This is a genomic window from Rhodococcus sp. IEGM 1307 (assembly GCF_030056915.1).
Lineage (GTDB): Bacteria > Actinomycetota > Actinomycetes > Mycobacteriales > Mycobacteriaceae > Rhodococcus_F > Rhodococcus_F opacus_D.
The window spans coordinates 248,841-261,826 of the sequence record NZ_JASHKW010000002.1 but is presented as its reverse complement, the minus strand read 5'-3'; the positions used below and the strand labels follow the sequence as shown (position 1 = coordinate 261,826).

The window sequence follows — 12,986 nt, the reverse complement described above, 5'->3', positions numbered from 1 at the left end:
AGCCCTCAGGGCGCCGTCTTCGCTCCTGGCGACCCGGTCTCGCCCGCGGGAACGGCGGCGGCCTCGCTCATCAGGCGGGTGATCTCGGCACGGTCGGCGTCACCGGGCAGCCCCCAGCCGGTCCGGTAACCGTAGAGGTCGGCGAGCGTGATCGAATGCCGGTTGCCGTCCGCGACCTCGACGTCCGACGCGGTGATCAGGCCCGGGTGCGCGACACCACACGCCTCGGCCACCTTGAATACGTCCCGGCGCAACGCCCGCAGGTAGTTCGCGGCCCGGACCGATTTGATGCCGGCGTCGAGTCCATGTGCGAGCCAGTGATTTTGCGTCGCAACACCCGTCGGGCACCGATCGGTGTGACACTTCTGCGCCTGGATGCACCCGACCGCGAGCATCGGCTCACGCGCCACATTGATCAGGTCACATCCGAGCGACATCGCCGCCACGGCATTGTCGGGCAGGCCCAGCTTGCCCGAGCCTATGAACGTGATGCCGTCGGTCAGACCGGCTTCCGCGAACTTGGCGTACACGCGCGCGAAGCCGCTACGGAACGGCAACGAGACCGCGTCGGTGAACACCAGCGGCGCAGCGCCGGTACCGCCCTCACCCCCGTCGATGGTCACGAAGTCGACACCCCGCCCGGAGTTGCTCATCGCGTCGACGAGCAGGTCCCAGAACGTCGGGTCGCCGACTGCGGACTTGATCCCGACCGGCAGCCCCGTCTCGGCGGCCAGGAGCTCCACCCAGTCGAGCATGCTGTCGACGTCACGGAAGGCCGTGTGCCGGGACGGGCTGATGCAGTCACGGCCCTCCGGTACGCCTCTGATCTCGGCGATCTCCGGTGTCACCTTCGCCCCGGGCAGGAGACCCCCGAGGCCCGGTTTCGCGCCCTGACTGAGTTTGATCTCGATGGCCCGCACCGGCGCCGACTCGACGAGCGCCCGAAGCCGCGCCAGGTCGAACCGGCCGTCCTCGTCGCGGCAGCCGAAATACGCGGTCCCGATCTGGAAGATCAGGTCTGCGCCGTTCCGGTGGTACCGGGAGATTCCACCCTCGCCGGTGTTGTGCAGGCAATCGGTGGCAGCGGCACCACGGTTGAGAGCGACCACGGCCGCGGACGACAGCGCCCCGAAACTCATCCCCGAGATGTTCACGATGGAGCGCGGGCGGAAGGCATTCGTCCGGCCGCGGGCGGCACCGAGCACCTTCGCCGACGGAATCGCGAGCTGTTCGTCGGCATGCGGCATCGCCGAGGGAGGAATCTCCGAGAACGTCCGGTGCTTGATGATGGTGTAGCCGTCGGTGAACTCGATGTCGTTGTCCGTACCGAACCCGAACGTGTCGGTCACCCGCTTCGACGACGCGTACACCCAGCGACGCTGGTCCCGGGTGAAGGGACGTTCCTCGTCGTTGCCGGTCGTAATGTACTGCCGGAGTTCCGGGCCGAGCGACTCGAGCAGATAACGTCCGTGCCCGACCACGGGAAAATTCCGGAGCAGCGCGTGACGTCGCTGAACAAGATCGTACGACGCGATCGCAGCCGCGGCGGCTGCCGGAATTGCCAGGGCGTTCCACCGCTTCATGAATTCACCGTACGCGCGCGCCGCCACTCGGATCGGCTCCTCGCGCCAATTTCACCCCGGCACGGACCCCTGAGTCGGAGCCTCCTGCGACACCGCAAGCAGCACCCGCAGATTGTCGGTGACCACCCGAGCGGAAATGGTCGGATCGATGGCGCGCTGAATACCCAGTCCGACACCGAGACTGAGGATGCTGCCGGCCGCGTCCTCCACGGGCACGGGCAGGACGACCCCGAGCGAGTCGGTGAACGACTTCAGCAGTGTCACCGTGATGTCCCGGGCCACCCCGAGAGTGGCGGTGAGTGCGTCGCGGAGTTCGGGATCGTGGCGGGACAGCACGATCAGCTCGAACTCCAGCATGGTCCACCCGACGTCGCCGAGCGTCTTCTCCGCCCAGGCCTGGAACGCCTCGAGCCGCTCCTCCATCGTGCCGCCGCCGCCGAGTGCCTCGGCGATCTCCTGCCCCTTGGTGGCGTGGATGAGCCCCAGCACCTCGAGGCACAGTTCCTTCTTGTTCTTGAAGTTGGAGTACACGGCACCCTTGGAATAGCCGGCCTCGTCGGCGACCTTCTCGAGCGACGTGGCCGCGTACCCGTCGGCCAGGAAGAGGTCGCGGGCAGTCGCGACGAGATGCGCCCGTGTGCGCGCCTGACTCTCCGACCTGGTCAATCGCGCCATGCTCACCCTTTCGCCGAAGCCCTTGCGAGAATATTCTAATTTTCATATACCACCGGTATCTGGTTTCTGCTAGCTTCTAGATATGACTTCGAGTGACATACAACCCAGCCGCGGACTGGTGATCGGGTGCGGCGGCACGCTCGGCGCGGCCTGGACCGTGGCGGCCCTGGTCGCCGTGAGCGACGCGCTGGGCTGGGACCCGCGCGACGCCGACGTACTCGTGGGCACGTCCGCGGGCGCCGAACTCGTCACCATGCTCGGCGGCGGGGCAGGCGTCGACGACCTGCTAGCGATGCAGCTCGGTGGGCCCACCCATCCGGCGCTCGACGGACACCTCGCCGCCGCACCGGGACGGTTCCCGCCGCTCCCCAGACCGGGCCTCGGCTCGCCCGGCTTGTTGCGCCGCGGGCTCCCACCCGTGACCGCCGCGAGCGGCCTCCTCCCCCACGGCCGCGGCGACGCCGCCTGGCTCGACCGGCTCGCACAGCGGTTCACCTGCGCCTCCGGCTGGGTGAGTCACCCCGCGGCGTGGCTGGTGAGCATGGACTACGACACGGGAGAGCGCATCGCGTTCGGCTCACCCGGTGCACCGACCGCCACCCTGTCCGAGGCATTGCGGGCGTCGTGGGCGATTCCCGGCTGGTATCCACCGGTCCCCATCGGCGGCCGCCGGTTCGTCGACGGCGGCGCGGCGTCCACCGCATCCGCCGACCTGGTGCTGCCCCTCGAACTCGACGAGGTGATCGTGCTGGCACCGATGGCGTCGACGGGCCGCATCGCCGGCCGCCGGGCGGCCCGCGTCGAACGCCTGATGCTGCGGAACTGGATGAGTGCCGGGCTGGACGCCGAGATCGCGAAGCTGGAGGCGGCAGGCACCCGGGTGATCCGGCTCGACGCGACCGCCGAGGACCTCGCCGTCATGGGTCCGAACTTCATGGACGGCCGGCGCCGGCTCGCCACCCTCGAACATTCCCTCGTCACCACCCGCGCTCAGCTCGCGAACGGAGTACGCGCATGACGCATTACGACATTCTGATCGTCGGTGCCGGGATCTCCGGCATCGGAGCCGCGATTCGCCTGAAGCAGAGCGGAATCGACAACTTCGCCATCCTCGAGAAGGGCGACGCACTGGGCGGGACCTGGCGTGACAACACCTACCCGGGCTGCGCGTGCGACGTCCCCTCGGCGCTGTACTCCTACTCGTTCGCACCCAACCGGGAGTGGTCGCGGTTGTTCGCCGGACAGGAGGAGATCCGCCGGTACATCGAGCGCACCGCCGCCGAACACGGGGTGCCCGCACACGTGAAGTTCGGCACCGAGATGCAACGTGCCCAGTGGAGCGAGCCGAGCAGGCGGTGGACGGTGGACACGTCCGCGGGCACGTTCACCGCGAACGCCGTCATCGCCGCCGCCGGACCGTGGAACGAACCGCTCGTTCCCGCCATCCCCGGCCTCGACACCTTCACCGGCGAGGTGTTCCATTCCTCCCGCTGGAATCACACCTACGATCTCACCGGCAAACGCGTGGCCGTCGTCGGAACCGGTGCATCCGCAGTGCAATTCGTCCCGGCGATCCAGCCGACGGTCGAGTCGCTGCATCTCTACCAGCGCACCGCGCAGTGGGTGCTACCGAAACCGGATCACACCCTGCCCGGTGTCGAGCGCGCGATCCTGCGCCGCGTGCCGGGTGCGATCCGGGCGCTGCGACGCGTCGAGTACGCGATCATGGAATCGCTCGGACTCGGTTTCCGGCACCCGTGGATCCTGCGGGTGATCCAGCAGGTCGGCAAGGCACAACTCCGCGCACAGGTGCGGGATCCGAAGCTGCGCAGGGCCTTGACCCCCGACTACACGCTCGGCTGCAAGCGACTGCTGCTGTCCAACACCTACTACCCCGCACTCACCCGACCCAATGTCGAGGTGCACGCCAACGCCGTGCAGTCGGTGCGCGGGAACGTCGTCGTCGGCAGCGACGGCGCCGAACGGGAAGTGGATGCCATCATCTTCGGCACCGGCTTCCACATCCTCGACATGCCGATCGGTTCCAAAGTGTTCGACGGCGACGGTCGCAGCCTCGACGATCACTGGAAGGGCAGCCCGCAGGCCTACCTCGGCACCACCGTCGCGGGTTTCCCCAACGCGTTCGTCCTCCTCGGACCCGCGCTGGGAACCGGCCACACATCGGCGTTCATGATCCTCGAGGCGCAACTCGACTACCTGATCCAGGCCGTCACCACGGCTCGGAGCAACGGGTGGACCAGGATGGAACCGCGCCGGGAAGTGCAGGACGCGTTCAACGCCCAGGTCCAGGAAGCCCTGGCCACCACCGTCTACAACGCCGGTGGCTGCCAGAGCTACTTCCTCGACGTCAACGGCCGCAACAGCTTCAACTGGCCGTGGTCGACCGACCGCATGCGGCAGCGACTCGGCCGGTTCGACGAGGCGGCGTACGACGTGTCGCGTGAGCCGGCATCGGCTACAGCGACTTCGCGATGATTCCCTTCATCACCTCGTTGGCGCCCGCGTAGATCTTCTGGACGCGGGCGTCCTCGTACATCCGGGCGATCAGGTACTCCCGCATGTACCCGTAACCACCGTGCAACTGCACACACCGGTCGATCACCGCGCACTGCTGCTCGGTGAGCCAGTACTTGACCATCGCCGCCTCGGACGGGTCCAGTTCCCCACGCAGGTGCGCCTCGATGCAATGGTCCAGGAACACCGCACACGTGCGGGCGATGGTCTGGCACTCGGCCAGCTCGAATGCCGTGTTCTGGAACTCGAACAGACTGTGCCCGAACGCCTGCCGCGACTTCGTGTACGCAACGGTGTCCTCCACCGCACGAGTCATCGCACCGGACGCCTGCGCGCCGATGATCAACCGCTCCTGCACCAACTGCGCCATCAACTGCCCGAAACCCTGCCCCTCCTCGCCGAGCAGATTCGACACCGGCACCCGCACATCGGTGAACGACAACTCCGACGTGTCGGCGCCGTGCTGACCGACCTTGTCCAACACCCGCCCGACAGCGAACCCGGGGCAGTCCCGCAGATCGACGATCAGCAGCGCCACCCCCTTGGCGCCGGCCTTCGGATCGGTCTTGACCGCCAGCACGATCATGTCGGCGGACGCGCCGTTGGTGATGAACGTCTTCGACCCGTTGACGACGTACTCGTCGCCGTCCCGGATGGCGGTGGTCTTGATCGCCTTGAGGTCCGAGCCGGCGCCGGGCTCGGTCATGCCGATGGCGCCGAGGATCTCCCCGGTCGCCATCCCCGGCAGCCAGGTCTTCTTCTGTTCCTCGGTGCCGTACTCGAGGAGGTAGTGCGCCACGATCCCCGAATGCACCGAGATGCCGAGCGCGAGGTCGCCGGCATAGCCCTGGGCCTCGAACACGGCGAGATCGTGCGCGAACGTGCCGCCACCGCCGCCGTACTCCTCCGGGATCGAGCAGCACAGCAACCCCAGCTCGCCTGCCGCGAGCCACACCGCACGGTCGATGCGGTGCTGGGCGTCCCACTTCTCGTTGTGCGCGACCACCTCGCGTTCGAAGAACCCGACCGCGAGCTCGGACAGCGCCTTGACCTCGTCGTCGTGCCAGGACGGGATGTGCTTCTTCATCGTCTGCCCCGGTTCTAGATGCGCCGGAAGAGTGCGGCGAGGGCCTGGCCGCCGCCGATGCACATCGTGACGATGCCCAGTTCGAGGTCGCGGCGCACGAGGTCCTTCGCCAGGCGCAGGCTCAGGATCGCGCCCGTTGCCCCGACCGGGTGACCCAGCGCGATCGCACCGCCGTACGGGTTGGTCTTCTCCGGATTCAGCTTCGCGTCCCGGATCACCGCGACCGCCTGCGACGCGAACGCCTCGTTCAGCTCGATCACGTCGATGTCGCCGGGGGTGGTGCCGGTCTGCTCGAACAGATTCGCCAGCGCCAGCACCGGGGCGTATCCCATCAGAGCCGGGTCCATCGCCGCGGTCGCGACGGCCTCGAGCGTGACCAGCCCGGTCAGGCCCTTCTCGCGGGCGGCGGACTGTGTGGCCAGCACCAGGGCCGCAGCGCCGTCGTTGATACCGGACGCGTTGCCCGCGGTCACCGAGCCACCCTCCTCGAACGCTGGCCGCAGCTTCGCCAGGGTCTCGAGGGTGGTGTCGGGCTTGGGGTGCTCGTCGACGTCGATCGTCTTCGGGCGGCGGCCCCCGATCTCGACCGGCGTGATCTCCTCGGCGAACGCGGCCTTGGCGGCCTCGGAGGCGGCACGGCGCTGGGATTCGACGGCGAACTCGTCCTGCTGCTGCCGGCTGACGTCGTACTTGCGGGCGACGGCCTCGGCGGTGCGGCCCATGTGCACGCCACCGAACGGGTCGGTCAGAATCGCGACCGTGCCGTCGACGAGCGTGCGGTCGCCGAGTTTGTAGCCCGAGCGGGCGGAGAAGTCGTAGAACGGCATCCGCGACATGCTCTCGTCGCCGCCGGCGAGGGCGAAGTCCACCCCACCCCAGCGCATCTGCTGCGCCGCCGACCACACGGCCTGCAGACCGGACCCGCACAGCCGGTTGACGGTATATGCGGGGGTCTTCTCGGGAAGTCCGGCGGCCAGGGCGACGCGGCGGGCGTTGTAGGCGTCCGGTCCGACCTGACCGATGCAGCCCATCACCACCTCGTCGATGTCGCCGCCCGGCACGCCGGCACGGTCCAGCGCGGCCTTCGCGGCGGTGGCACCGAGTTCGTGGGCGGGCACGTCCTTGAACGCACCACCGAAGCTGCCGATCGGGGTCCTCGCGCCGTCGACAACGACGATCGGTTCAGGAGAATTCATGACGTGCCCTTCCGTCTCTCTACCAGTACGGAGAGATAGTAGGACTTCAAAGTAACCAGCGGTTCACGCAGGGCCTCCGGCACGTCGCCGGGTCAGGTTCCGCGGATCAGGTCGGCGCACTTCTCGGCCATCGTCATGACCGTGATGTTGGGATTGACGTAGGGCAGTTTCGGCATGGCGGACGCGTCGACCACCCGCAGATCGCGGACACCCTTCACCCGCAGTTCCGGATCGAGGACGGCCATCGGATCGGTGGCCGCACCCATCCTGGCGGTCCCGGCCGGGTGGTACACCGTGTTGTGCGTCCGGTGCGCGTAGTCGATCAGTTCGTCGTCGGTGACCGCCTCCGGCCCGGGGGCCAGTTCCCTCGTGATCCAGCCGCGGAGAGGTTCCTGCTCGGCGATGCGACGCGCCAGCCGGATCCCGGCGAGCATCACCGCCTCGTCGTGGCCGTCGGGGTCGGTGAAGTACCGGGGATCCACTCGCGGACGATCCCGGAAGTCGCGGGAGCGGAGCCGGACCGTTCCGCGGGAGAGTCCCTGTGTGACGTTCGGGGTGAGACAGAAGCCGTTGTCCGTGGTGGGGTATCCCCACCGGAGCGTGTTCATGTCGAATGGCACGCTGCCGTAGTGCATCATCAGGTCGGGATGGTTCAACCCCTCCTCGGTGGTGGCGAACAGACCGATCTCCCACCACTGCGTGGACGTCTCGACCATCGGCCGGGACGCCTCCCAGAACACCAGCCCCTCGACGTGATCGTCGAGGTTCTGCCCGACCCCGGGGGCGTCGACCCGAACCTGCACACCCATCTCGCGCAGGTGCACCGTCGGCCCGATACCGGAGAGCATCAACAGTTTCGGTGTGTCGATGGCCCCGGCGGTGACGATCACCTCGCGGCGCGCCGAGACCGTGTCGTAGCCGGTGAGATCGGGGCGCTGGTACCGCACGCCGGTCGCCGCCATCGCGTCGTCGATGACGATCTCGCTGACCCGGCAGTCGGTGCGCACGTCGAGGTTGGGGCGGGACCCGAGGATCGGGTGCAGGTAGGCGTGCGACGTCGACATGCGCGTGCCGTCCTCGGACGCGTTGATCTGGAACCACCCCGCCCCGTCGAGCACCGTCTCGCCCCGGTTGAACTGCACGGTGGGCAACCCGACCTTCGCCGCAGCCTCGAGTAGCGCCACGCCGCACGGGTCGTTCGGCGGGACGTCACGCAACCGCACCGGACCGCTGCGGCCGTGCTGCTCGCCGGGGGCGTCGTTGTTCTCCACCCGCGCCACGAGCGGCAGGACGTCCTTCGCACCCCAGCCGGTGGCGCCCGCCGCCGCCCAGTCGTCGAGTGTCTCGGCGGGGGGCCAGAACGCGATGCACGAATTGTGGGAGGAGCATCCGCCGAGCACCTTGGCGCGGGCGTGCCGCATGAAGCTGTTGCCCTTCTCCTGCGGCTCCACCGGATAGTCCCAGTCGTAGCCGGAGTCCAGCAGATGCATCCATTGCGACAGCTCGAGGACGTTGCGGTCACCCACGTCGGACGGCCCGGCCTCCACGAGGCAGACGGTCACCGAGGGGTCCTCGCTGAGCCGCGCGGCGAGCACACATCCAGCCGTTCCCCCGCCTGCGATGACGTAGTCGAACACGGTGTCCGTCATGGCAGTTCACTCTCCGCCTCGTCCTTCGACGACGCCGCGTGCGAGGCGAGACATCCGATGTGGTTGCGGCCCTTCACCGCATACCAGAGGAGACCGAGCCCGAGAATGATGCCGATGTAGACGAACGCACCCCACGTGTTGTACCAGGGAGTGCCGTACACCTCGGGGCGCGGCCAGGCCAGATTGAGCGCCATCCCCACTCCCCACAGCACGGCGAAGATGTTCACCGGAAGCCCCCACCGGCCCATCGTGAAGTAGCCGCTCTCCGCGAGTTCCTTCGGCGGCCACTGCCCCTGCAGGCGTTTCTTCAGCAGCGGCCCGGTGACCATGAGGTACGCCAGGTAGATCATGATGATCGCGATCGACGTCAGCACCGTGAAGATCTGCGGCTGACCGATGTTGATGACGAGGATGAACGCCGCGAGCACACCGATCACGATGGCGGGGACCACGGGCGTCTGATGCTTCGGGTTGACGTGGGCCAGCCGTTCCCCGAACGGCAGCGCGTTGTCGCGGGCCATCGCGAACGTGAGCCGGATGGCCGCGGCGTGCACCGCGAGCGAACACACCGTGACCGCGACGACGATGCAGACCAGGAAGATCTTGCCGAGCGGTCCCCACATCACCTGCTCGACGATGTACTGCAGGCCGCCCTCGCTGCTGCCGATCAGCGGATCGTCGAGGTCGGGGGCCGACATGACGGCGAACACCAGGATCGCCCCGCCGATCACGAACGAGGCGAGGATCGCCCGCAGGATCGCCTTGGGCGCCGTCCGCCGGGGGTCGACGGTCTCCTCGCCGAGCGAACTCGCGGTGTCGAAGCCGTACATCACGTACCCGGACGCGAGTGACGCCACGAGGAAGACGGTCAGATAGCCGCCGCTCTCCCCGGCGCCGTAACCGTGGGTGGAGAAGAACACGTCCGGACCGCGAGTGATGTTGGCGGCGAGGATGACGGCGATGAGCACGGCCGCGATCAGTTCGATGAACACACCCGAACTGTTGATGAGGGCCATCAGTTTGACGCCGAATGCGTTGACGGCCGTGGTGAACGCGATCATGATGGTGCCGAGAATCACGGCGTTGGTGGCGAAGTCGTATTCACCGCTGCCGTCACCGACGATCTGGAACCCGCTCCACAACCGCGGAAGGTTGAGTTGCAGCGCGAGCACGACCGCGGAGAGGGTCACGATCGACGCGGTGAGCATCAGCCAGCCCGACGACCATCCCACGATCCTGCTGCCGAGCAGCTTGGCCCAGTTGTAGACCGAGCCGGCGACGGGGTACTTGGCGGCGAGCTCCATGAAACACAGGGCGACGGCCATCTGCCCGACGAACACCATCGGCCAGGACCACAGGTACGCCGGCCCCGCGGTGCCGAACCCGAAGTAGAACAACTGGAACGTGCCGGTGAGAATCGAGATGTAGCTGACCCCCGCCGCGAAACTGGCGAATTTGCCGAGGCTGCGGTCCAATTCCTGTTTGTACCCCAGTTCGCCGAGTCCACTGTCCCCCGGCGCACCTCCGTCACCCACTGCTCCGTGCCGAGTAGCCATGGTTCTCTCGCCTCTCCGTGCGCCGACCTAGCCGTTGTCGAACCACCCCGCCGCCGTGGGCGAGGTGTTGTGCCAGATATGTTTCGTCTCCTGGTATTCCGCCAGACCGGTGGGACCGAGTTCGCGCCCGTTCCCCGACATCTTGAAGCCGCCCCACTCGGCGGCCGCGGTGTAGTAGCCGAAGTCGTTGAGCCACACCGTTCCGTGGCGCAGACCGCGCACCATCCGCTCGCCCCGCGCACTGTCGGCGGTCCGAACGCCGGCGGCGAGGCCGTATTCGGTGTCGTTGCCCAGTCGCAGCGCCTCCTCCTCCGTGCTGAAGCGCTCGACCGTGAGGATCGGTCCGAACGTCTCCTCCTGCACGAGGCGCATGGTGCGGTCGCAGTGGTCGAAGATGGTGGGCAGGTAGTAGCTCCCGTCCGCCAGCGCGGGATCGGAAGGCCGGGCTCCCCCGGTCACCAACCGGGCGCCCTCGGAGAGGCCGAGCGCCACGTACCGTTCGACCTTCTCCCGGTGGGCCTCCGATACCAGCGGGCCGGTTCGGCTCGCGGGATCGAGACCGTTGCCCATCCGGATCTTCTCCGCCCGCGCGGCCAGTGCGGCGACGAACCGGTCGGCGATGGACTCCTCGATGATCAGGCGGGTTCCCGCCGAGCACACCTGCCCGGAGTGCAGGAACACCCCGGTGAGCACCTGGTCCACAGAGTCGTCTCCGTCGGCGTCGGCGAAGACGATGTGCGGATTCTTGCCACCGAGTTCCACCGCCACCTTGGTGACGTTCTTCGCCGCGGTCTCGAGGATGACGCGTCCGGTGGCCAGCCCGCCGGTGAACGAGATGAAGTCGACGTCGGGGGTGCCCGTGAGCGCGGCCCCCAGGACGGCGCCGCTGCCCTGCACGAGGTTCACCACCCCGGCGGGGGCACCTGCTTCGGCGATCAGCGCGGTGAACGCGATGGTGCTGAGCGGGGTCACCTCGCTCGGTTTGAGGACCATGGTGCACCCGGCGGCCAGCGCGGGCGCCACCTTCCAGGAGATCTGCAGCAGCGGGTAGTTCCACGGTGCGATGAGCACGCACACACCGATCGGCTCACGCACCACCCGGCTGATCACCTCGGGCCGGCCGACATCGACCAGATTGTCGGCTTCGACCGCGGCGAGTTGCGCGTAGTACCGGAACACCGACACCACGTCGTCGATGTCGATCCTGCTCTCCTCCAGCGTTTTTCCGGTGTCGAGCGTCTCGATGCGTGCCAGGATCTCCTTGTCGCGCTCGAGGAGGTCGGCGATCCTCGCGACCAACGCCGTGCGCTCGGCGACGGGTGTGTGGGGCCAGGTTCCCTCGTCGAACGCCGCGCGGGCCGCGGCGACTGCGCGGGTCGCGTCCTCCGGGGAGGCCTCGTCGACGGTGGCGACCACCGATCCGTCGGCCGGATTGATGCAGTCCCGGGTCTCACCGGAACTGGAGCGGATCCACTGCCCGTCGACGAACAGGCCCGTGTTCAAGTGGTCATCGATCGACTGGTCCTGCATCACTCAACTCCGTGTCTCGCCGGAACGAACGCACCCCCTTTACGGTATGCCGTCGGAGTCGCGGTGGGCGGGGATCGCGCACACATGTCCGATTCGCGACGGTATCCGTCACCGAGAAGACTGTGTCCGGTAGCCGGACGCGCGTGCGCCTAGCGGCTGCGATAGCGTCGTCACGCGAACTCTTCGCACATTCCCGGACAGGACACACCTAGAAACGGAGCACCCGTGGTCGCGATCGGCAACTCGGATCTGGACATCTTTCCCCTGGCCCTCGGTGGTAACACCTTCGGCTGGACCAGTGACGAACCGACGTCGTTCGAGATCCTCGACGCCTTCGCCGCAGGCGGCGGCAACTTCGTCGACACGGCGGACTCGTACTCGGCGTTCGCCGAGGGCAACTCCGGCGGCGAGTCCGAGACCGTCCTCGGAAACTGGATGGCGTCCCGCGGCAACCGCGACCACATGGTGATCGCCACCAAGGTCAGCCAGCACCCGGAGTTCAAGGGCCTGGCCCCCGCCAACGTCCGCGCGGCGGCGGAGGCATCCCTGAAGCGGCTGCAGACCGACCACATCGACGTGTACTACGCCCACTTCGACGACGCCGACACTCCCCTCGTCGACACACTCGGCGCCTTCGACGAACTGGTCCGCGACGGACTCGTCCGCCACGTCGCCATCTCCAACTACTCGCCCGAGCGCATCCGCGAGTGGCTGTCCCTGACGGCCGAGAACGGCTTCGCTGCCCCGATCGCGCTGCAGCCGCACTACAACCTGGTGCACCGCCACGACTACGAGCCCGAGGTGGCCGCGATCGCCACCGAGAACGGCCTGGGCGTCTTCCCGTACTACTCGCTCGCCGCGGGCTTCCTGGCGGGCAAGTACCGCACCCAGGCCGACCTGGACGGTCAGCCCCGCCAGCGGATGGCGACCCGCTACTTCTCCGAGTCCGGTCTCGCCGTCGTCGGGGCCCTGGCCGAGATCGCCGACACGCACTCGGCGGAAATCTCGACCATCGCGCTCGCGTGGCTCCTCACCCGGCCCGGCATCACCGCGCCGATCGCGAGCGCGAGCCGCCTCGAACAACTTCCCGCGCTACTCGACGCCCCGACCGTGACCCTGACCGCATCCGAGATCAGCCGGCTCACGACTCTCTCGGACGCGATCGGCGCCTGACC

10 protein-coding genes are annotated in these 12,986 nt (G+C 68.0%); 3 read left to right on the top strand and 7 right to left on the bottom strand.

Annotation, left to right across the window (positions count from 1 at the left end):
• Positions 1 to 5: 5 nt before the first annotated feature.
• Positions 6 to 1,583, bottom strand: coding sequence for an FMN-binding glutamate synthase family protein (locus QM841_RS04995; protein WP_283331121.1), 1,578 nt, complete (start codon positions 1,581 to 1,583; stop codon positions 6 to 8).
• Between the two features lie 51 nt (positions 1,584 to 1,634).
• Positions 1,635 to 2,258 (bottom strand): TetR/AcrR family transcriptional regulator, encoded by a 624-nt coding sequence (locus QM841_RS04990; protein WP_283331120.1) that lies wholly within the window; start codon positions 2,256 to 2,258, stop codon positions 1,635 to 1,637.
• Between the two features lie 82 nt (positions 2,259 to 2,340).
• Between QM841_RS04990 and QM841_RS04985 the strand changes: the two genes are divergently transcribed.
• Positions 2,341 to 3,276 carry a patatin-like phospholipase family protein gene (locus QM841_RS04985; RefSeq protein WP_283331119.1) on the top strand — a complete coding sequence of 312 codons (936 nt, stop codon included), beginning with the start codon at positions 2,341 to 2,343 and terminating at the stop codon, positions 3,274 to 3,276.
• Positions 3,273 to 4,754 (top strand): flavin-containing monooxygenase, encoded by a 1,482-nt coding sequence (locus QM841_RS04980; protein WP_283331118.1) that lies wholly within the window; start codon positions 3,273 to 3,275, stop codon positions 4,752 to 4,754. The genes QM841_RS04985 and QM841_RS04980 overlap by 4 nt, the downstream gene beginning before the upstream one ends.
• On the opposite strand, the gene QM841_RS04975 is transcribed toward QM841_RS04980, so the two are convergent.
• The 5 genes from QM841_RS04975 to QM841_RS04955 form a co-directional block, all read right to left on the bottom strand.
• Complete coding sequence (locus tag QM841_RS04975) at positions 4,735 to 5,880, bottom strand: acyl-CoA dehydrogenase family protein (RefSeq protein ID WP_280780003.1); 1,146 nt, start codon at positions 5,878 to 5,880, stop codon at positions 4,735 to 4,737. The two genes, QM841_RS04980 and QM841_RS04975, sit on opposite strands and share 20 nt — an antisense overlap.
• A gap of 14 nt (positions 5,881 to 5,894) precedes the next feature.
• Positions 5,895 to 7,076, bottom strand: a complete 1,182-nt coding sequence (locus tag QM841_RS04970) for a thiolase family protein (protein WP_283331117.1) — start codon at positions 7,074 to 7,076, stop codon at positions 5,895 to 5,897.
• Positions 7,077 to 7,168: 92 nt separating this feature from the next.
• On the bottom strand, positions 7,169 to 8,725 hold the full coding sequence (locus QM841_RS04965; protein WP_283331116.1) for a GMC family oxidoreductase: 1,557 nt from the start codon (positions 8,723 to 8,725) through the stop codon (positions 7,169 to 7,171).
• A complete protein-coding gene (locus tag QM841_RS04960; protein ID WP_283331115.1) occupies positions 8,722 to 10,281 on the bottom strand; it encodes an APC family permease in 1,560 nt (519 codons plus the stop codon). The genes QM841_RS04965 and QM841_RS04960 overlap by 4 nt, the downstream gene beginning before the upstream one ends.
• Before the next feature lie 27 nt (positions 10,282 to 10,308).
• A complete protein-coding gene (locus QM841_RS04955; protein WP_283331114.1) occupies positions 10,309 to 11,811 on the bottom strand; it encodes an aldehyde dehydrogenase family protein in 1,503 nt (500 codons plus the stop codon).
• 225 nt (positions 11,812 to 12,036) lie between these two features.
• On the opposite strand from QM841_RS04955, the gene QM841_RS04950 reads away from it, so the two are divergent.
• Positions 12,037 to 12,984 (top strand): aldo/keto reductase, encoded by a 948-nt coding sequence (locus tag QM841_RS04950; protein WP_283331113.1) that lies wholly within the window; start codon positions 12,037 to 12,039, stop codon positions 12,982 to 12,984.
• Positions 12,985 to 12,986 lie beyond the last annotated feature (2 nt).